Annotated in this window: 14 protein-coding genes; 5 read left to right on the forward strand and 9 right to left on the reverse strand. The window is 63.3% G+C overall.

The window, feature by feature from the left end:
* The first annotated feature begins 30 nt into the window (after positions 1-30).
* Both AC5RVD_RS07860 and AC5RVD_RS07865 read left to right on the forward strand, forming a co-directional pair.
* Complete coding sequence (locus AC5RVD_RS07860; protein WP_494126585.1) at positions 31-1191, forward strand: acyl-CoA dehydrogenase family protein; 1161 nt, start codon at positions 31-33, stop codon at positions 1189-1191.
* Between the two features lie 27 nt (positions 1192-1218).
* Positions 1219-2688, forward strand: a complete 1470-nt coding sequence (locus tag AC5RVD_RS07865; protein WP_494126586.1) for an aldehyde dehydrogenase family protein — start codon at positions 1219-1221, stop codon at positions 2686-2688.
* 138 nt (positions 2689-2826) lie between these two features.
* On the opposite strand, the gene AC5RVD_RS07870 is transcribed toward AC5RVD_RS07865, so the two are convergent.
* The 3 genes from AC5RVD_RS07870 to AC5RVD_RS07880 all read right to left on the reverse strand — a co-directional run bounded on the left by AC5RVD_RS07870 (position 2827) and on the right by AC5RVD_RS07880 (position 4233).
* Entirely contained in the window at positions 2827-3225 is a 399-nt protein-coding gene (locus AC5RVD_RS07870; protein ID WP_494126587.1) for a hypothetical protein, read from the reverse strand.
* Positions 3226-3236: 11 nt separating this feature from the next.
* A complete protein-coding gene (locus tag AC5RVD_RS07875) occupies positions 3237-3713 on the reverse strand; it encodes a J domain-containing protein (protein WP_494126588.1) in 477 nt (158 codons plus the stop codon).
* Between the two features lie 97 nt (positions 3714-3810).
* On the reverse strand, positions 3811-4233 hold the full coding sequence (locus AC5RVD_RS07880; RefSeq protein ID WP_494126589.1) for an Hsp20/alpha crystallin family protein: 423 nt from the start codon (positions 4231-4233) through the stop codon (positions 3811-3813).
* A gap of 108 nt (positions 4234-4341) precedes the next feature.
* On the opposite strand from AC5RVD_RS07880, the gene AC5RVD_RS07885 reads away from it, so the two are divergent.
* Together AC5RVD_RS07885 and AC5RVD_RS07890 are read left to right on the forward strand one after the other, a co-directional pair.
* Positions 4342-4692 carry a MerR family transcriptional regulator gene (locus AC5RVD_RS07885; protein WP_494126590.1) on the forward strand — a complete coding sequence of 117 codons (351 nt, stop codon included), beginning with the start codon at positions 4342-4344 and terminating at the stop codon, positions 4690-4692.
* A gap of 79 nt (positions 4693-4771) precedes the next feature.
* Positions 4772-5395 carry a class I SAM-dependent methyltransferase gene (locus tag AC5RVD_RS07890; protein WP_494126591.1) on the forward strand — a complete coding sequence of 208 codons (624 nt, stop codon included), beginning with the start codon at positions 4772-4774 and terminating at the stop codon, positions 5393-5395.
* A gap of 48 nt (positions 5396-5443) precedes the next feature.
* Here AC5RVD_RS07890 and AC5RVD_RS07895 read toward each other — a convergent pair whose 3' ends face one another.
* Positions 5444-5668 carry a hypothetical protein gene (locus AC5RVD_RS07895; protein ID WP_493978740.1) on the reverse strand — a complete coding sequence of 75 codons (225 nt, stop codon included), beginning with the start codon at positions 5666-5668 and terminating at the stop codon, positions 5444-5446.
* A gap of 152 nt (positions 5669-5820) precedes the next feature.
* Between AC5RVD_RS07895 and AC5RVD_RS07900 the strand changes: the two genes are divergently transcribed.
* Entirely contained in the window at positions 5821-6027 is a 207-nt protein-coding gene (locus tag AC5RVD_RS07900) for a YegP family protein (RefSeq protein WP_494126592.1), read from the forward strand.
* A gap of 375 nt (positions 6028-6402) precedes the next feature.
* Here the strand turns inward: AC5RVD_RS07900 and proA are convergent, their stop codons facing one another.
* The 5 genes from proA to drmA form a co-directional block, all read right to left on the reverse strand.
* Complete coding sequence (proA, locus tag AC5RVD_RS07905) at positions 6403-12906, reverse strand: anti-phage protein ProA (RefSeq protein WP_494126593.1); 6504 nt, start codon at positions 12904-12906, stop codon at positions 6403-6405.
* Between the two features lie 440 nt (positions 12907-13346).
* On the reverse strand, positions 13347-14420 hold the full coding sequence (locus tag AC5RVD_RS07910; RefSeq protein ID WP_494126594.1) for a reverse transcriptase family protein: 1074 nt from the start codon (positions 14418-14420) through the stop codon (positions 13347-13349).
* Positions 14421-14949: 529 nt separating this feature from the next.
* The gene (gene drmC / locus AC5RVD_RS07915; protein ID WP_494126595.1) at positions 14950-15654 is read right to left on the reverse strand and encodes a DISARM system phospholipase D-like protein DrmC; all 705 of its coding nucleotides are present in this window, start codon (positions 15652-15654) and stop codon (positions 14950-14952) included.
* A 5-nt stretch (positions 15655-15659) separates the two neighbouring features.
* Positions 15660-17735, reverse strand: coding sequence for a DrmB family protein (gene drmB / locus AC5RVD_RS07920; protein WP_494126596.1), 2076 nt, complete (start codon positions 17733-17735; stop codon positions 15660-15662).
* Positions 17732-21469, reverse strand: coding sequence for a DISARM system helicase DrmA (gene drmA / locus AC5RVD_RS07925; protein WP_494126597.1), 3738 nt, complete (start codon positions 21467-21469; stop codon positions 17732-17734). The genes drmB and drmA overlap by 4 nt, the downstream gene beginning before the upstream one ends.
* Position 21470: the final 1 nt, after the last annotated feature.

Here is a 21470-nt window from a genome sequence, read left to right on the forward strand (position 1 = left end):
GAGAACCAAGCTCCACAGAAGGAACGCACCATGTCCCTGGACCATGACCTGATTGCTCTTGATTCGCTCTTGACGGAAGAGGAGCGGTTGCTGCAGAAAAGCATCCGTTCCTTCGTGGACACCGCGATCAAGCCGAACATCGCCGAATGGTACGAAAACGCCGTCTTCCCGCTGGAGATCGTGCCCGAGCTGGCCAAACTCGGCCTGCTCGGCATGCACCTGACAGGCTACGGCTGCGCCGGAAGATCCGCGGTGGACTACGGCCTCGCCGGTGCCGAGCTCGAAGCCGGCGACTCCGGCCTGCGCACCTTCGTCTCCGTCCAGGGCTCGCTGGCCATGTCCGCGATCCACAAGCACGGCTCCGAGGACCAGAAAAACCAGTGGCTGCCGCAGATGGCCGCCGGCGAAGCGATCGGCTGCTTCGGCCTGACCGAACCCAGCGCCGGCTCCGACCCGGCCGGCATGAAAACCTTCGCCCGCCGCGACGGGGACGACTGGGTGCTCAACGGTTCCAAGCGCTGGATCGGCCTCGCCTCCGTGGCACAGGTAGCCGTTATCTGGGCGCAGACCGACGACGGTGTGCGCGGCTTCCTGGTCCCGACCGACACTCCCGGTTTCACAGCCACCCCGATCGAACCGAAGCTCTCCATGCGCGCCTCCATCCAGTGCGACATCGAACTCACCGACGTCCGGCTACCCGCCGACGCGCTCCTGCCAGGCGCCAAGGGCCTGCGCGGCCCGTTCGAATGCCTCAACGAAGCCCGCTACGGCATCATCTGGGGCGCCATGGGAGCCGCCCGCGACGCCTGGCAGGCGGCCGTGGACTATTCCAAGGAGCGGATGCAGTTCGACAAGCCGCTGGCCGGCTACCAGCTCACCCAGGAAAAGCTGGTCAACATGGCCCTGGAAATTAACAAGGGCTTCCTGCTCGCCCTGCACCTGGGCCGGCTCAAGGACGCCGGACAGCTCCAGCCCCACCAAATCTCCGTCGGCAAGCTCAACAACTGCCGCGAAGCCATCGAGATCGCCCGCGAATGCCGCACCATCCTCGGCGGCAACGGCATCACCCTGGACTACTCGCCGCTGCGCCACGCCAACAACCTCGAATCCGTGCGCACCTACGAAGGCACCGACGAGGTCCACACCCTCATCCTCGGCAACAAGATCACCGGCATCCCCGCCTTCCGCTAAATACCTCCCGAAGCCGAAAGGAACACCATGAGCACTGCCGTGCAGCTGCAGCACTACACTAACGGTGCTTGGTCCGACGGAAGCGGGTCCGCAATCGCCAGCTACAACCCAGCCCGCCCGGCAGAGGCCGTTGCGGAGGGCCTGCAGGCCGGCGCCGTAGAGGCAGACCGCGCCATGGCTGCAGCCGTCGCCGCCAAGCGAGAGTGGGCGCGCACCCCCCTGCACGAACGGGGCACCGTGCTGCTCAGGGCAGCGGCTCTGCTCGAGCAGAAAGCTCAAAACTGGGGACTGGAACTGGCCAGGGAGGAAGGAAAGACCCTCGCGGAGGGCCAGGGCGAGGTGCTGCGGGCCGCGCAGATCTTTCGCTACTACGGCAACGAAGGGGACCGCAGCGCCGGCGAGCTCTTTACTTCGCCACGCCGCGGCGAGAAAATCCTGACGACCCGGAGACCCCTGGGAGTGGTGGGCGTGATCTCGCCGTTCAATTTCCCGATCGCCATCCCAGCGTGGAAGATCGCTCCGGCGCTCGCCTACGGCAATACCGTGGTATGGAAGCCCGCCAGCACCGTCCCACTACTGGCCATGCGGCTGGCACAAGCACTGGAGGCCGCTGGTTTGCCTCCCGGAGTACTGAATCTGCTTATCGGTCCAGGGTCCATGGGCCAGGCCATTGCGGAACATTCGTCCCTAGACGGGTTGACCTTCACCGGCTCCACGGCTATTGGGCGCCGGCTCGCCGCCGAGGCCGCCGGCCGCGGTGTTCCGGTACAAGCGGAAATGGGCGGCAAGAACGCCGCCATCGTGCTGGCCGACGCAGACCTGGAGCTGGCCGCCGAACAGGTAATCCTTGGTGCCTTCCGGTCCACCGGGCAAAAGTGCACGGCTACCTCGCGGCTAATCGTGGCCGCTTCCGTCGCCGACAAATTTCTGGCCGCGCTGCGGGAGCGCGCCGAGGCCTTGGTAGTCGGTGACCCCACGGACCCGGCCGTGCAGATGGGGCCGGTTGTCAACGACCGAGCCCGCAAATCCATCAGGGCGGGCATCAACACTGCGCTTAACCAAGGCGCGTCCGTGATTGCTGGTGCGACAGAGTACGACAGCGGGGACCTCGCCGACGGGTACTTCGTGCCGCCGACCATCCTGGAACTGCCCGCCGGCCGCGACGCGGACGTCTGGCGCGATGAACTCTTCGGCCCGGTGCTCAGCGTCCGCCGGGCCGCGAGCGCTGAGCACGCGTTCGAGTTGGCCAACGATAGTGAGTACGGACTCTCCGCTGCGCTTTTCACGCAGGACGTCACCCGCGTGCTGGACGGCCTTGACGACCTCGACGTCGGCATCCTGCACGTGAACTCCGAAACCGCCGGATCTGACACGCACGTCCCCTTCGGCGGCGCGAAGAAGTCCGGTTACGGCCCGAAGGAACAGGGCGGTGCGGCCAAGGAATTCTTCACGCACACTACCACCGTCTACCTGCGTGGGGGCACACCGGCCGCATAACCGGCGTCCACGCCCCGCAGGTCCTGGACCAACTCCAGCAGTGCGTGGCCGAACACTTCGAGCTGAGCGTGGAGCACTCCACCTTTCAACTGGAGCCCGCAGGCCACGTGGAGCACGAGCACCCGGGCCACGACTGACCTAGGACCCGGTCCCGCCTGTTCCGTAGATGAACTCCTCGGCGTGCGCAACGGCCTTTTTGAACGAGTCGTTACGTAAAGCGGCCTGTTCCGGGCTGCCATTAACGCTTTCGGTGTAGTTCGTGAAGCCCGGCCGCAGGGCCCAGATGCCGCCGGCCGGAGGCAGGTAGAACACGGCGAAGGACCGGTGTTCGCCGTCGTCGTCCTCCCACACCGGGACGACGGCGACGGCGGCGCCGGTATCGACGTTGATCCACTGCGCACGCGGTCGCGGCTGGCCTTCTTCGAACACGCTCGGGTCCAAAAACGGCGCCGTCCCCGGCCCCCAGCGCTCCTCGAACCGTTCATGGAAAACGGGAAACAGGTGATGGTCGTACCGGCGCCAACTGGAAACAGGCATTGATCCTCGCTTCATCGAAAGGGAAATAGCAGCCACTCAGGCCACACGGTATCCTCGGGCTCCGGCCGCGGGAAGCCGAGGTAGACCGGATCCGCCACCTGCATGGCCGGGCGCACTCCGGGCGCAGGGCGCGGACGCGTCCTGGGCGTCGCGGGCCGTCCCGGCGAAGCCGCCTGCCCGCCGCCGGGCGAAGCTGCCGTTTGGTCGCCGCGTCGACCGCCGGACGAAGCCGCCGCCGTTTGGCCGCGCCTGCTGCCCACCCGGCGTCCGCGGTCGTAATCTGCCCGGAGGCCCACGTCACCCAGGACCGAGTAAGCCTGCAGGATGGCACCCATCGCCAAACCGTCGGCACGCGACCGCGGCGCATCGCCGTCGTGGTTCAGATCGGGATGATGCACGCGCAGCAAGGACCGGTAGGCGCGCCTGATGTCCGCATCGCTGGCATCGGGCGACACGCCCAGGATGGCGTAGAAGTCGGCATCGCCCATGCTGGCCTCCCTCCTGCTGCCGGAAGCTTACGCCGCTCATGGCCAGCCGGTGGTTCCGCCCGTCCCCGGGCGTCACCACCGGCTGCGATCCCACAGGTCAGGCGTCGATCATCTGCTTGGTGTCTCCGCCTTTGATCTCGATCTTGCGCGGCTTGGCCTGCTCCCGGATGGGGATCCGGAGGGCCAGCACGCCGGCCTCGTAGTTCGCCGTGACCTTGTCCGTATCCAGCGTGTCGCCCAGGATCAGCTGGCGGCTAAAGGTGCCGCTGGGCCGTTCGGCGGCAACGATTTCCTTGCCGTCCTCGATCTTGGACTTGCGCTCCGCAGCAACCGTGAGGACATTGCGCTCCACGTCCAGGTCGATGGTGGACGGATCGACACCGGGCAGGTCGAGTTCGACGACGAACTCCTCGCCTTCGCGCCACGCATCCATCGGCATCGCCACCGGGCGTGCCTGGTTTCCGAAGACCTGCTGGGTCAGGCGGTCCAGCTCACGGAAGGGATCAGTTCTCATCAACATGGCAGCCTCCTTCAGTTCTTCTCATTGACGCTCACCTAATCTATGTCTGAGCGCATAGATATTATGACTCTGCGCTACTATGTTTGCAAGTCGGTTTTTGGAGGAATTTTGGCAAGCGAGAAGAAGCGGCCGCGGACGGACCAGGGCGTCTACGGCATCTCCGTGGTCTCCGACATCGTGGGCGTGGGCGAGCAGACCCTGCGCCTGTACGAACGCCGCGGCCTGCTGGAACCGGAGCGCACGGCGGGCGGCACGCGGCGGTACAGCCAGGACGACGTCGACCGCCTCCGCCGGATCGGCGAGCTCGTGGACGACGGCGTGAACCTGGCCGGCGTCGGCAAGGTCCTGGAGCTTGAAGAGGACAACGCTTCGCTGCACCGGCAGCTCAAGGCGGCCAAGGAACGTGCGGCCGGACGGGAGCAGCACGAAGAACCGGAGGAAACCACACGGTCGGCCTGAACGTCCTCCCTTCCGCCGGGCACCGGAGTATGGTCGACACCAGGGCCCTGCTCCGGAGCCGAACAAAAGGACCACGCTCATGGGACTGCGAAGCGCGCTGTTCGCCGCGCAATATGATGCCGTCATTCGTCGCGAACCGGCGGAGCTCGCGTCGCACCGCGCGGCCTTGCTGTCCGGGCTGAGCGGGATTGTGTACGACGTCGGCGCCGGCACCGGCGCGAATCTGCCCTACTTCCCGTCGGGGTGCTCCGTGACATTGGTCGAGCCGGACCCGAACATGCGCAAGCGACTGGAGTCCAGGGTGGGGTCCCACTCCGCAACGCTGCGCGTCGTGGATGCGGTCGCCGAGGACCTGCCGGCCGAGGACGCGAGTGTGGACGCCGTGGTGTTCACCCTGGTGCTGTGCAGCGTCCCCGACCAGGCATCGGCGCTGGTCGAAACCAAGCGCGTGCTCAAGCCGGACGGCAAGCTTCTCTTCCTGGAGCACGTCCGCGGCCCTGGCGCGCACGGCAAAGTGCAGGACCTGCTGCGGCCCGTGTGGTCGTTCGCTGCGCAGGGATGTGAGCCCAACCGGAACACCGCGGCGGCGATCGCTGCCGCCGGCTTTAACGTGTCGCGGCAGGATACGTTCGCCATCGGTCCGGCCTGGCTCCCGATAAATCCAATGGTGGCGGGCACGGCAACGCCCGGAGCCAACCGCTAGGCGGTCTCCGGGCGCCGCGCGCAGAGCCGCTTCAGGCGGAAGCGTTTGTTATCCGAACCCCCCGAGCTTGTCCTTCATGCCGCCCAGCTTCTCGCCCAACCCTCCGGGGAGCTTGCCGAGGAGCGCGTCGACGTCGATGCCCAGTCTGGACAACAGCCCGGAGTCGCGCTCGGTGTCCACCTTCTCCGGCAGTTCTGCATCTGCCGCAACTGCCTGGTCCTCTTTTCCCTGCTGCTTGAGGAAATCGATGATCTGCTGCTTGTCGATCTGCATGGGTTTTTTCCCTTCGCTAGCGTGTCAGCGTACTGTCCACTCTCCTCGCGGCGGGCACGTGTGGCAAGGGCTCAAGACGGCAGCAAACGCCGGATGGCATACTGTTTGGACTCCACAGCGCCGTGGAATCCTCGTGGACAGGAACGCATGACATGGCTGGGCATTTCGAAGTGATCAAGGCGCCCGACGGCGGCTACCGGGTCAGAATGCTGGACGGCAAGGGAAATCTCATGGCCGAATCGGTGACGTATCCGTCCCTTCAGGAGGCCAAGGACGGCATCGAGCTCGCACGTGAAATCGCCGGAACCGGCCGCGTGATCGACCGGACGGACACTGCTAATCCGGAGCCCGACGCGTAGCGTCGGAGGCCTGTCCGTGGTGGCGGAAAAGAGCACGTCCTCCAGCTCGCCGGCGGCGGACGCGAAGACGGCGTCGTGCGCGGTAGCGGTCAATTCATCAACCTGCGGCAGACCGGTTGCCGCCCGGCCGACCAGCCGCAGCGCCCCGGCGAGCAACAGATCACCGGCGGTGATCGACACCGATTGGTTGAAGTGCTCGGCGTCCGGCGTGCCCAGCCGCGGGTCTGACACGTGGTCCCGGTAGTGGACGCCGATGGTGGGCTGCCCGCGGCGGAGAAGTCACGGTCGATCCCGTCGTCGCGTACCACCAAGGCGGTATGGCGCAGCTCGAACTATTGCCGCATATTCCGAGGCTCTTCAAGCGTGATGTGATGGCTACGCCGCTCTTACCAGCCCTGAGGGATCCTTCCGCAGCTTGCCCGACTGCACAGCATCATTGAGAGCCTCCTCCAACCTCGCACCGATACCGACTGTGACGCGTTTGCCGCCGAACACGCGAACTGTTTGGCGTTTGAGTTCCTCAAGATGGATCCCCGCGGCAGCGTGGCACACGTCCACCATCGCGTTAGCGATCTCGATCTTGCTCACGTGCTCGATCTTCCGCTCAACATCCGCATCATTTTCGCGATAACCCGTCCAAATCGTGCCATCCATACCTGCCGGCCAGACGAAGGAGTCCTTGTCTACATGAAAGCGCTTGGTTTCGAGCTGACGCAGCACGGACTTCGCCCGTTGGCTGTTCACCTTGTTGAGGTCAAACTCAGCGCAGACAAGTTTGGCCAGCCGATCGGTGTGGATCGGCCCCTCCACCTCGACCACCTGCGCAATGACGGCCGCCACCAGCGCCCGGGATTTCGATGAATACGTCAGCGAGTCCAGGACGTCAATCCCGCCAGCTCCTCGGAAAGTCCAGGGCGAAAACTGCTTCACCCTGGCATCGAGAACAACCGCTTCCGATGCGCCTCGGACCGGCTCGTACGTCTTTTCCCCTGACGACGTCGGGCCTTCTATTTCTTCCACGACAACAGCAACGGGCGCCTCAGAATCTAGTTTGGCGTTCTGAGGAACGGCACCGCTAAGGACGTCAGCGTCAACGTGCCATTCCGGAGTCGGCCTGTCGGCTTCGCCGTCAGGCACCGACACGTCATCGGCAAAGGCACCGTCTTCCCGCCGTGCCGCTTTCTCGAGCCGCTCAAGCACCGCGGCCGAATCGGAAAGCCACTCGGGCAGCCACACACGCTCGACGGCCGGCCAGCGTAGCATCCGTGAGAGCACGTCGGACGGCAGCCCGTCCCTGTCCCCCACGGTTCCCCGCGAAGCCCAGGCCGGTGAATCCAGCAGCACCGCCATCACCGGCCGGTCCGGATTCTCGGGCAGCGCCACGCTCAGATCCACCTTGAAGTCCGAGAGTCCGACGTCCGTAGTGACCACGAGTCCACGGTCGCGCAGGGCAAGGGCGATCTGCTCGCGGTGCCGGTCAACCGCCGGTTTCCTGCGGCCGTCGAAGGGCAGCGAGCCGGTGCCATGAGCTGCGAGTTCAAGATAACTGCGCAGATGCTTGATGCCCACGGAGGAGGTTTCCTCCGCCCGCAGTTCGGACGGATCAAAGCTGGAGAACACGACGACCTGACGGCGAGCCCGGGTGACGGCGACGTTGAGTCGCCGTTCGCCGCCGCTGCGGTTCAGCGGTCCGAAGTTCAAGGGCAGATAGCCTCGGTCATTCTTGCTGAAGCCGGTGGAAAACAGGATGGTGTCGCGCTCGTCGCCCTGGACGTTCTCAAGATTCTTTACGAACAGACCGTCGGAAGCGTCAAGTGCCTCGGCAATGCGCGGATCGTCGGAATCCCGCAGCAGGGATTCGATGTACGCACGCTGCTGGAGGTTGAAAGTCACGACGCCGATGGACGGATAGTCCTCCGGCGAGGCCTCAAAACGCCGTCGAATCTCGCCGACCACGGCCTCCGCCTCCACCGGGTTGGTCCGCAGCAGCTTCCCGGCGCCGGAACGGTTGAAGTGCCCGTCCACTCGAACGAAGTTGATGCCATAGCCGTTGATCCCGGGATCAGCCGCGCCATGCACCGGTGCCGGAAAGGATGAAAGCTTGCTGTCGTAGTACTGCTGGTTGCTGAAGGCGATCAGCGATTCATCCTGGCTACGGTAATGCCAGGACAGCCACTGCCGCGGAACGCGTGCCAGCACGCACTCGGACAGGATGGACTCCTCATCCTCCACGGTTTCGTTGGCCAGCTCGGTGTCCTCGTCCTTCTCCATGGTGGTCTCGGCGAAGGAGGTGGGAGGCATCTGCTTGCTGTCGCCGACGACGACGACGGAGCGGCCGCGTCCCATGGCGCCGACCGCGTCGGCTACCCGGATCTGGGATGCCTCGTCGAAGACCACTAGGTCAAAGAGATCCGCTTTCGCCGGGAAGAACCGCGCCACAGAGTCCGGGCTGACGAGAACACAGGGCATGATCTGGGTGATGAGTTCGCCGTACGTTTCCAGCAGCGGCCGCACTCGCAGTCCCCCGGACTTGTAGTTCAGCTGGCGCTGAAGTTTCCCCATCTGTCCGGCTTTGGCCTCCGCATCGAAGCGCCTCGATTTCAGGATTTCGTCGGGCAGCGCTGCCTTCAGATACTCGCGAATATGCCGCGAGCCTGTGGTGAACCTTGTGATCATTTTTTCGTGGCTCCGGGGCTCAAACCGGTCCAGCCCGGTAGCACCCTCACGTTCCTGCTGTGAGGCCAAGGCAAGGCCTCGCTCAAACGCCCGGCCGGCGTCGGCGGACTCAATGTGGCCCAGCATCAGCTGCTCCCGCGCCTGGACAAGCCCGGCCGCGCGCAGCAGTTCCAGCTGTTCGATGAACGCCAGCCAGCGACCCAGGGACGCCGCGGCGGACTTGTCCAGGTCTCGCCCCCGGCTCGTCTGTTCCCAACGTTCGAGCAGGCGCTGGCCGCCCAGCCATGCCTGCAGCCCTTCATCGGTCAGCCGGGCTGCGGCCATCAAATCTGTTGCGGCGCGCGCCAGCGCGGCGACAATTTCCACCGCCGCCGCGTCCACCGGGGTACGGGCCCGGAGAAAGGCACGCAGCGTCGGCAGGAACTCCGCCGGGTCCGGCGCGCCGTCGACTTTCACGAGCGAGGCCGCCCACTCCAGCCACTGGACGTTGTTGCGCAGGTACTCCTGACCCGGCTCGGTGAGCGGGTTCCAGGAGACCGGCAGCGCTACGCCGGGAACGGAGCCGGCATAGTCAGCGAATCCGCGGACCGCACCTTGGACGTTCATCAGGGCGCCTGTCAGCCCGGGTAGTTCCTTCGGCTTGATTTCGACGCCGGGCCGGATCACCGAGGCGAGCTGGTCCCGGACCGCGATCAGCCGCTTCCTCCGCCCGAAGAAGCCGGATTCTGCCGCTGCAACGGCCTGCGCGTGGATGTCCGCGACGGGCAGATCCAGCGCCTCGGGTGTCACCTTGTCCAGCCCCGGATGGGAGGCGGCGACGAATGCGGCCATCTGGCTGCCGAGCGTGCGGACGGCAACGCTCCAACGGTCACTGTTGACCTCGTCTAGCACGGCCATATCGACATTGCCGCTGCGCAGCAGGGCGGCCAGGTTGGTCAGGTCGGCGGGCATGCGGGCGGCGAGCAGGACCTTGAGGAGCTCCGGTGATGCAGGCAGCTGTTCCAGTGACGTCTGAAGACTGCGCGCGGCGGCAGCCACCGCTCGTGCCCCTTCTGGGGACAGTGGCTGATCGATGAAGCCCCACGGATGCCGTTCGCCGGGCCCGGCAGGCTCCGCCGTGTCCGGCAGCTCGGCGAGCAAGCTGCGCAGCTGCTGCAGGGCGTCGAGTGACACGCGTCCGGCAAAATCCTCCGGCACGTGCAGCGCCTGAACCTCTTCCCCCACGGCCAGTTCCTGCGTGCGGGCACTGTACAGGGACAGCTCCGCCCCGTTTTCCTCGTGCAGACGGGAGGCGTAGCGGACGAGTCCGCGGCGGGCGTTGTGCAGTGTCCCCAGGGCGGCGTCCAGACCCTGCCGGTCCGGGTCCGCGGTGTGCTCGAGCGCCAGCCTGATCTGTTCTCGTACAGCAGCGGGCTTGCTCCCCTTGTCGTGCAGATCGAGCGAGAATACGCCCATCCCGACTTCGTCCAGGCGCTTCTGCACTACGTCCAGCGCGGCGCGCTTTTCTGCGACGAAGAGGACCCGCTTGCCCTCAACAATGGCGCGTGTGAGCAGATTGGTAATGGTCTGGGACTTGCCTGTCCCCGGAGGGCCCTCAAGGACGAAGGTCTTCTCGGCGACCGCCTCCGCAACAGCCCGCAGCTGAGAGGAATCCGCCGGAATCGGCACTTTCGCGGCCAGCTCGTCCAGGTCCGCCTCCGCCGTTCCACTCACCGGGTCCGCAAAGGATTCCGTCGGGGTGTGGATCAGGTGCTTCACCAGGGCATTGTGCGAGAGTTCTTCCCAGTTCTCATCCAGGTCTTTCCAAAGCCGGAACTTCGCGAACTGCAGGATGGACAGGTCAACGGTCTGCTCTACCCGGAACGGCAGGCCCTTTTCGGCCACCGCGCTCCGGACGGCGCCGAAGGCAGCCTGCAAGTCGATCCCGGAACCGTCCTCCAACGGCTCCGCCAACCCGGGAATTTCCAGCCCATGGGTCAGTCTCAGCTTCTCGAGCAGGCAGTAGTTCGGCGTCGACGTGCCAGAATCATCCAGGCTGATGCGGTAAGGGCCCTGTTTGGTGGTTGGGCGCAGCCGCGCCGGCACCAGGACTAGCGGCGAGCGCAGCTCCTTGCCGTCGATGCTCCACACGAGCGAGCCGAGTGCGAGGTAAAGATTGTTGGCCCCCGTTTCCTCCACCAGTGTCTTCGCCTTGTAGGCCAGATTCCGCATGCGGGTCTGGTACGCGTCACTAGTGACGTCGGCGAAGACGGCCTTCTGGTTGACGAGAATGTCCGCCAGCTGGTCCTGGGGCAGGTCCCGCCCGAACCGGATCCCGCGCTCGGACTGCATGGCGGAGACGTCGTCCGAAGGCATCAGGGTGATCGAGGTTCCGCCGTTAATCATGTCCTCGAACTGGCCCACCCTGTCATCCGGAACAGCGAGCGGGAATCTAGCGGTCTTGGTGAAGTTGATCAGCCGGTTGCGAAGGCTCAGATCCAGCAGTGTATTCTTCCACTGGCTGACACGTGCCGGCATGTCCGGTCGCTGCCGTGTGCCGGGAGCTGCCGACGGCGCAGCTGCCGGGGCTGCGCCCGTCACCTCCCGCCTGGGCGGGGTGTATTCGACGACGGCGACCTTGCCGCCGTCGTCCGTAAACCTGGCCGGGATCGGCCGGACGCCGGCATAGCGTGCCGCGAACACATCGACGACACCGAGGACCTCGTCCAGATCGCCCGTCAGGTAGCGCACGTAGGGCTTGTTGTGCAGCTCGTCCATGCTCCAGGACTCGACATCAGTGACCTTGGTCGTTTCGATCAGGCGGATCCGGCCCATGTCGATCGCATTGACCAGCAGATCCGGTTCCTCCAGCGCAGGGGTCTGGAAATTCGCCTCGTCCCGCCAGTAGCCGAGGAAGATGTGCCCCTCCACGAGCCAAAGGGTTGCCTGAAGACCGGCGAACTCCAGCGCAGCCGCCAGCACGACGGTGGTGTCCAGGCAGGTACCGAAACGGCCCTCCAGCACCTCTTCTGCCGTGCGCACCCGCTGGGCCTGCTGCCCCCACGAGGCCGGGGGTTCACTGTAGCGGATGCCGCGGTTCTTCATCGCCATGAAGATGGCCTCGGCTATGTCATCCGCCCGCTCCGGTCCGGCCTGGTACCCCTGCAGCGACCCGCTGCCGGTCTTGGCCTTGAGCAGGTCCGATGCCTCGGAGCACAGCTTCGCAATAGCGGGATGGTTCGGCTGGACGAAAGCCGCCAGTGATTCCAGCGAGAGCAGACCCGGCCGTCCAACCCAATGGTGCGCGGCCAGCAGGTCAATGCCCTCAGCTGCGACGGCGACAGCCTCACCGTCCGCCTCGAGGACGGCCTGCACGGTTCCCCGCTGTCTGTCCTGCAGCTGCAGCATCGACGCCGGATCGGACTGAAGGTCCGGGTCCTGGATCGTCACCGTCCTGTGGGCCGGCAGATCCAGGTAATGCTCTGACGGTTTTGACACCGTGCCGGACTCGCCGGTGACCGTCAGCTTCAATACCGCTCCGCGCAGCTCGGGTCCACGGTTGTTGATCGTCAGCCGGCTCACGATCCGCCGGCCGTTGTACGCCATGACGTAGCTAAGCTCCGCCGCCGACTCGATGGCCATGCTGACGTTGGCCTTCTGCGGATTGGAGGCAGTCTCCCGCCCTGCCGGTCCTTCTTCATCCGGTTCCTGAATCAGCCCCGGTCCCGGAATGATGTCTTCGGCTGTGGCACTTAGAGGGCCGGTGGCAGGCGGCTCCAGTTCCTTGCCCACAAACTCCCTGGCCCGCGCCTCACGCAAAAGGTCTCTGGCCTGTTCTGCATTCTCGGAGGCGCCGATGGCCTCCAGCAACCGCGCCGACGTATCCAGGTAACGCAGCACATCGTCGTCGCTGAACAATTCATTGTGCGCCCACAGGTTGCGGACCTGCCGCATTTCGCTGGCGTAAGCACGGGCATCGGGCGAGAGGTTGAAGGGAAAACCCAGGCTCCCCAGCCGCTCGGTGAGCATCCGCAGTTGCACCTGCGGGTCGGTCGGCTTGTAGAGTTTGGGCTCGCGGTGCTCGAGATCATCCTTGTGTTCCAGGACCCGCGTCCACTCAAGACCCGGCGCCGCCTCGGCCATGGTGTTTCGGATGAAAGGTTCGAGCCCGCCCGACATGATGTCCAGCGCGCGCCCGATAAATTCCCGATTGGACAAGCCCACAGCAGTTCCCCCAACTCAGCCGCAGCGCTGCCGGCATTGAGCGCTCCCGGATTCAGACTAGTACGGCAAATGAAGTAATTCCGTTTGTGTCGATGTCTATCAGGCCGGACTCACATTTTTGTTTGGGGTGATCCACCCCGACGCTCCCACATCCAACGCCGGAGTCGGCAAGGCCTTCCTGGTCAATGTCACCGCCAACATCCCTAAATCGGCCGTCACATCATCTATCGTGGAGGACGTGGACAAGGTGCATGGGGCTGGTGCGGCGCTCTGTCCGCCGCCTCCGGATCTGTGTCCGGATCGTATGCGTGCAGCGAGCATCTCTTGCCGGGCCGTAGCCAGTGCTACAGTCTCCAACCTATGGTCAAGTCGTTGCGCCGTCCGCCCAGGTACTCGCTCATTGACACAGCTACAGCTAAGCGGGTTCCGGTCTTGAGGAACTAATCCGCAGCCACCATCACAGAAACGATATCCTCCAGGGCATTCTCCGGTAAGAAATCTTTTAGAGTAAGCCACTCAGTATAAAGTCGGCAAGTCCACTCCCGCTCAATGTCCATTGCGTAATGAAATAGTCCATCCACATGGCCAATATAGGTCTCACTATTGATGAAACCCTGAGACGTTAAATAGCCTTGCATACCAAATCTTTTCACACCGTAGACATGCCATTTAAGACGATTCCTGAAATTCGCCGTCAGACGCACAGAATCTCCGTTGACGAGAAGCCCGAGTACTATGAGCCGCGATCCGGGCGGACTTATCTTGATTTTCTTTTCATTGATTCTAAATCCATTCGCGGCAACCTCGCTACGCGCATGCCGGATTATCTGAAGAGCTTCAACGCGCGTGAACTTTCTCTTCGATGAAAAGACCAGATCGTCTGAATAGCGCGTATAGCACAAACCATAGAGATTTGCTAACTTCAACAAAGAACGATCTAACTCTGCGGCTACAATGTTCGCAAGCTTACCGCTCGTGGGAGACCCCTGGGATAAGTAGCCAAGCCTGCGACAATCGTATTCCTCAGTTTTGCCCATACTGTCTCGTATAGCCTTATACTTAGGCAATCCGGGAACTTTCTTTGACGATCTTCGCGTGCAAACTCTTGCCAATTGGCCGGACAACACGTCATCGTAACCGAGCTGACGAAAGATTTTGGAAACCTGACGCTCATCAATGTTATGAAAAAAGTCCTGAAGATCAAGTTTGACCATCCAACGCGCGCCTAAATGCTTCTCTGCACAATTCTTAATGGAGACGTTTTTTTGATAGGCGAAGCTACAGCGGCTGATCCTGGACCGGGTCAATACGTTGTCCAGGATCCAACGCTGAACTTTAGCAAGATCTTCAATCGGGGCGGCAATCTTTCGGATCGAAGCCCCATCAGACTTTTTTAGGTTGAATTCCCTGTATGCATCAATCCTGTGTTCTGATACACCTCGGACGAATGGAAGGCTAACTTCGACGAACGAAGCTAAATGCTCCAGGTCCTCCATAAGATTGTCAGCTGGCATTGTCCTTCACCGGTCACCTCAAGCACATCGGAAAATACTGCTTACCAAGAATCTCAAATACCTACGGTTAGACGACGAGGTTCTCCAGTATCTACCTAGTTTTTTTCGAACCGATACAACTATCATCATCCATCAAAGCCACTGCAATTGAATGACCCAGCGGCCGTTTGGCCGCTCATAGGGGACTACATAACTATTCCGGACTAGTCAGATATCCCCATCCTAGATACTGGAGAACCCCCTCTAAGGCATTAGAGTACATCCTTTGGCCATCAGATTTCCAATCACGCACACATATTTTACGTCCGTACCGTGTCACTATGTCTCACAATGGCCTTCGTAGGAATCCTCTCGAATGGCAAACAAGCCGGAGACGTCGTCAGGACTTCTCATGGAACGAATGATCGGTGATGAACGAATGGTTTGTGATGCTGGCGGCGGAGATATCTGGAAATTCGTCACTGACAGTGGCTCCGTCGCGGCCAGCAGTCCGGTGCGTCACGACCGAACAGGACGACATTAAGTAGCTTTACACCCTCTGTAGAGTTCCGGCGGTGAGCAATGCGGCGAACCGTCGACGCATTTTCGATGCGAAGTCCGAGTCTCGGACTAGCACACCGGCTTCCAGATTTCCATGTGCTGCGGCGTCACTGAGGTTTGCGCTGGTCACCAAAGCAGTGGCAGAGTCGACGATGACGACCTTCGAATGTTGAACTCCGTACGCGCCATTCTGGGGTATATACTTCAGAAATCGTGCCCCTTGGAGTCTGCACTGGAGAGCTTGGGACGTCTCGGCCATCCTCGCTTCTTCCAAAACGATCGTAACCGATACGCCCCTCGCAATTGCTCGCCATAGGGCCTGAACGAAGGGCGAGTCGAGCGTCGCGGAGTAGGTCGAGGCGAGAACGTCTTCTTTCGCCTCGTCGACCAGGTGTGCGACAGCTGCGGTTGTGTGGTCGCCATCGCCCTGGAAGCTCGGACCGCTCCAGACTGCCCGAGGCGGGGCCGGCGCCCGATTCCCTGCGGCCGCGTATCCACGTAGCACCGATGCCAACTGCATTGGTTCACCGAGCAACGCGAGCGCCTTGCCGAGCAGATCTACCGCGGCACGCGAGGAGTCTGGCAAGAACGATGCTGCTCGGTCCAGCCGCCCGTCGATTTCCAATGATGCGGCGATGCTCGTCGCCTGCGAGGCAGTCAGGGCCTGCGCCAACTGAAGCAATGCATCTGCCACGACGCCTAGCCTCCGAAAGTTTCGAGCACCGGTTGGAGCAGACCTTCTACCGCGTGCTCAGGCCCTGCATTCAGTTTCAAAGCGAAGCGACGGTCGAGGAAGCGATTAGCCTTCTCGCAGGACGTCTCCGACACGAACAGGCAGAAGTGGCAGGCCGCACCGTGCAGGAAGTCTTCCTGACCGCTGGGCACGCGATGCGCACAAATCGGATCCGATGAACACCGCTCCGCCCGGCGCAGCGCATTTCGGAATACACCTTCCAGCCGCTCCGTCCTGGCCAGGTCAACCAACCCTCCGAGAGTTCCCTCGCTGTCGGGGGATGTCGTGGCGATCAGAATGCCTGCGGCAGCCGGGCGGTCGTCCGTCTCACGCCATGCGTAAAGACGCTCAGATAGTGACGCCGAGCCGTAGCCGCTGGACATTGCCATCTCACGGATGAGCAAATGCGACATCGTGTGCAGCGCCCAGTATCGCGGCGGCGGCATTCGGTCTGCCGGATCGATCGCCACCGCGGTGCGACTCTGGCGCCTCTTGACGTTGCGCTCGTGAGCGGCTACATGGGACTGCCACACCTTGGATTCGAGTACGCCGTCCTCCCAGGCGCGAATCACGTCCTCATCGAAGCGCAGAAATACTCCTTCGCCGCGGTCCTCCGTTGCGGGAACCCACTTCGGCTTCCCTGACTGGACGAGCGGAGCGATCCGGTTGGGAGCGTCGCCTACACGGTCCAAGGCATCGATGCGCGTAAAACCGATGAACGCGTTGGCCTTCTTGACCCTCTCCACCGCGACGACGTGGGACAGAACCGGCCGCAGGGCCGATGCCACCTCCACCGGCCGCACGCGGAAGCCAGCCTTTCGGTCTTCGCGCTCGAAATCCTTGGGGTGAACGAGGGTGTCCCACTCTGGTTCCAGCAGGCTGATCGGATCGAAACCCGAAGGTGAGGACTCGGGTTCAGCGACTGCCTGGCCTCGAGCGACCTGAATTCCGTTCCACAGGGCGTCATCTGCGATTCCGTCAAAGATCGTGCGGACATCCTTCGGGCCGTACTTCCGCCACCCGACTAAGTCATCGAGCGTGTGCACATCTGCGAAGGTGACGGCCGGCAGTCCCTTCACTGTCTCTGCCACGTCCGCGGTCGTAATGTTCTTGCGCGCAGGCAGTACAAGCACGCTCACCGACGCTGGGAACCACTGGTTCGCAGCGCCCAGCAGCATCAGCCTAACGTCCGCTTGACACGGATTGTCGGCCGGCGCGTAAGTGGGAAGGTGTGGGTGCCGTCCGCGGCAGTCGGGAAGCATCTCTTCTCCGCCGGCCCGCGTGAGCTCAGCTATATTTCGTGAGGCGTCGCAGGCCACGCAAGAGATCTTCACCTGCGGTCCGAGGTTCGAGCGCCATTCCATCATTCGCATCTCAGGCTTGGCGACCTTGCACTTCACGGGGTCGCCGTCGGCGCCGTGCACCCACTCGACATAAGGGAACTCGTCGAGGTGCCCGTCGGTACAGGCGATCAAGTAACGGGCAGGCACGGCTAGGCGCGGCCGCGCTTCCAAAGTGCCCTGCTTCTGGCCCTTCTTTGGGCGACCCTTGCACGCTTTGTGCACGAACTGCGCCTTGTCAGGGCGGTGCTTGCTGGTGTTCACGAACTCGAACTTGGTCGACTCCGAGATAGGCGCCAACAGGTCGCAGCCGGTGCAGCGCAGCCACTGAGGGAACACTCGGGTCGGGATTCCGATCGGAGTGCCACCTTCATGGGCCTTCTCCGGCACCCAGGGGGGTTGCCGCAGCTCTTCGACGCGAGGCAACATCTTCCGTACCGCCGCAAGCAGCCGCGGCACCAAGACCAGCTGCGGGCCGCCCTGCTTCGAGTAAGCGATCTCCCAAGCGTCAAGCCCTTGGGGCATCACCGCTATGTGAGGCATATCCACTGTAGCCCCAATGCCCGAGGTGTACAGCAGAGCGCTAGGTCGTACCGAGCCGACGCGGCTGTGGTTCTTCGCGCCGACAGCTTCTAGCTCCCCAAACGGGTTGGCCACTACTCCGGCGACGCTGGATGCCTCTTCCTCTACGACTTGACTCATTTCGCATCCTTCTTCGAGAAGACCCATTTCGGCGCAGTTGCACTTAGAGGCTCCGCTAGTCTGCCAACAATCGGTGTTACAAGGAGATTGATCTCGGGCTGAACTTCGCGCATCGAGTTGGCCACTTGAAACAGACGACTGTCTTCGTCAGGAACCACTGTCTCCGGGCTCACCAGCAGGGGTGACACAATCTGCCCACCGCCCAGAGATTCCTTTTGATAAGTCAAGGCGCCTGACCACTTGTCCGACTCGTCCGTCCACTTGTCGAGGCGCAGGATGAGCTTGCTTTTGGCGGCGTCCGCTACCGCGTCGTCCCCGCCGCTGGCAATTTTGATCCGTGTGACGAGCCGGTCGACAAGCGTGTCGACAAACGTTCGCCGCTGCGCGATCGTCCCAGCCCCGATTTCGGGCGAGAGCGAAGGCTCATTCCGTTGGTCGGCGACGCGGGCCGCCGACACCAGCACGCCAGTCAGGCCCCGCTCCAAGGCGGCGTCGGAGAACGGGGTCACCGACAGCGCTTCGACGTGCGCATAAAACGTGTCGTGGTAGTGCTCGAACTGTTCATAGTGCGCCATGTCCCGCGGCCGGGACCGGTTGGCGAGCGTCACCACGAGGCCGGGTTTCGAGGCTTCACGACCAACGCGCGAAGACGCCTGAATATACTCCGCAGTGTTCTTCGGTTGGCCAACCACCAGCATCAAGCCAAGCCGCGGCACATCCACACCGACCTGGAGCATGGAGGTAGCGAGGACCACGTCATACGGCATGTCCCGCGGCGGAAGCTTCCTGCCGGCCTTCTTGGCGGCTGCGGCCCGCACACCATATTCCCGTTTAGCCTCAGTCGTATCCCGGTCCGGGTCAAAAGGGACCCCGAGGGTGGTGAGCGTCTTCGATATATCCGCTGACGAGATGCGGGACGTCAATTCGCCGATCCGCAGCCCACTGGACCCCCGCCGGGGGTAACCGGAGTCTTTGTCGGGGTTGCTGGTTCGGGTGACGATGTCGTCTTCGAGATAGCGGCGCATGCCGGCCAGCTCCCGGGTGGCGGAGAAGTAATCAACCAGCGTCACATACGGCTCCGCCGCCGCACCATGGGCGTCGAACAGCTTCTGTCCGGCGAGGAGCAGAATTTCGCTGACCCGGATCTCTGCCAGGGTCAGGCGGGCCCCGTGGGCGCATACCCCGACGTAACGCCGGCCAGGGTCCTTCTCGCTAATGGTGACTTCCTTCGAAAAGAAGGTGTCTGTCACCGATAGGACTTGGGGTGGGAAGATCTGCACCTGGCGCGCATAGAGCTTCATCACCTGATCCCGGGCGTTCCTCACGGTCGCGGTGGACGCAATAACCAGGGGCTTCACTAGCGCGGGGCTGTCGGCAGCGCCGTACCCCCACGTTGAAAGCGTGTCTATTGCTCCTTCGAACAATCCCACTGCAGTGCCGAGCGCGCCGGTGATGAGGTGGAGTTCGTCCTGGATGATGAGGTCCGGCGGACGCAGCCGGTCCACATCCTTCACGATGGCCTTCGGATAGGTTCTCCCACCCTCCGATTTTGCGGTGTGGCCGCTAGCTCCGCACACAGAGGTCACCGTGTCCGGGTGCTTGTAGCCGTGCCGTTCGCACCGCTGAGACACGTAGCCAAACAGGCTCGCAGCCTCACCCTCGCGGGCGAGTCTCGCGAACTTATCGACGGTCGCCAGGAGGAAGGTCGGTGGATTCCGGTAGATCTCGTCGTCCACGGTGAGCACGGGAAGACCATCGATTGCACTGCCTCCGGCTGAGAACGGGCACCGCCCGAGCTTGTCCCCGCAGTACACGTGAATGCGCTGGGTCGTCTTGACAGCTACGACATCCGCCTTGGGGTTAATTGGCGTCCCGCACCAGGGGCAGCTGCTGAACTGGAGCACCGTGAGACCGTAGGCAGAGTTGCCGTCGTCGTTGCGTACGTCGCGCACCTGTTGTTCCGCCTCAGCAAAGCGTTTCGGGCTGACGCTTGAGCCTACCCAAAGGCCGATGCGGAACGGTTCCTGGCCCCAGGTCGCTGGGTCTTCACGCCGCACTACTTCGGCGGCGCACATGAGCGTGGTGGCACGCAGGAACTGCTGAGAGGTGAGCAGGCGGAGCGTGTACCGCATCAGCACGGCGACACCGTCGCGGCCGTCAATCAGACCGCCGGGCGTCTCAATGACGCCTTGGAGGCGGCGGATGCCGAACGTGAAAGCCGCGAGCCCCAGGTAGGCCTCGGTCTTGCCACCACCCGTGGGGAAGAACAGGAGCTCCGCTCGGGGCAAGTCACCGGACCGCCGAGGCACCGTCGGGTCGACGATCGACGGCAGTTGCATCAGGATGAACGCGAGCTGAAATGCCCGCCAGGATGCAGCACTATCACCTTTTCCTTCGATTGTCGCGGTGGCATCTCGAACGGTGATATCGCGGTCTGCGTTCCGGAGCGCCGCGATCTGGGACCGGATGCGCTGGTCGCGCATGGTGCGGTTCATGAAGGCGAAGGCTTTGCGTGCCTGTTCGCTGGCGCGGACGGTCGGATCAGTATTCGTCAGCAGATTCAGGCCGGCGCGCAGACGCTTGAGCGCGTCCTCGCCGTCCTTGATCCCCGTCTCGGCGACCTTCTGGAGGTGCTCCGGCAGGGCCTCAGCGTCGGTGCGGCGATCGCTGAGCCACTTCTCATAGCCGTCGATCAACGGCGTCAGGTACTTCTCAAGCTGTTGAGGAGACGCGTCCATCAGCAGCCGCATGCTCATCTCGGCGCCCTCGATTGTGGGTGCAAGGGTCTGCGGGACCTCGGCGGTGGGCAGCCAGGTGGTCCGCACCGCGGTGGCGGTGCGGGACGTTGGGTCCGGCAGGGTCCAGGTGGCGGAGGCCGTGCGGCCGACGGCGAACTCAAGGCGATCGCGGTACAGGAGATCGAGCTGCAGCACTTCGGGGTCGCCGAAATCACGTGCCTGCTCAAGCGCGTCGCGGGTGGGACGGAACACTGCGCTCCCGTCCTCGGCGCTGACTTCCAGCTGGGTCTGGAACAGCCACACCTTGGGCGGGAGCTCTTTGCCGGTGACCTTGGTGTTCTGGAGGGCGGCTTCTACCACCCGCAGCCCGTCGTGCTCGAAGACTTCGACCGAGATAGCGACATGGCCCTCAATGATCACTTCGGTATGCGTCTGACCAGCACCGATTGCCGCAATGTCGATCGTCCGCGGCTCAACGTGGTCGGTCCGGTCATAGAAAGTCTGCGTGCGGCCGTCCTCATCGGTCTCCCGGCGGGACGCGTATTGACCCCACCGTGCTGTGAAAACGAGGTTGCCGTCGTCGTGGCCGACCTGGAAGCGGAGCCCCATCGACGACGGCGCGATGAGCTTTGACTCCGGGCCGCGGTCTTCGTCGGTGTCGACGCCGCCCGCGTCCGATATAACTTCGTCCGGCTGGTCCACAACGCCCTGGACCTCGCGGCTCGCTTCTGCGTCCAGGACTGCCGCAACGTCGGAGTCACGGAAGTCATCCGGGCTGTCTACCTCCGGCTGTGTCTTTGCCTGAGGCAGCGGGTCGTCGTCGCCGATCGCTACTGGCGCCAGCGCTCCGACAAGGTAGCGGGCACGCGGCGTGCCGTTGACCGTCTCGTCCGGGTCCCCCCACGGCCCGATCAAATCGCGCTGCAATACGTCTATGAGCTCGTCGCGAACCTGGGCGGAGGTAGCCGATTGGGCCGGAATTGTTTCGGTGGTCATT

Source organism: Arthrobacter sp. THG-b23 (assembly GCF_059091265.1).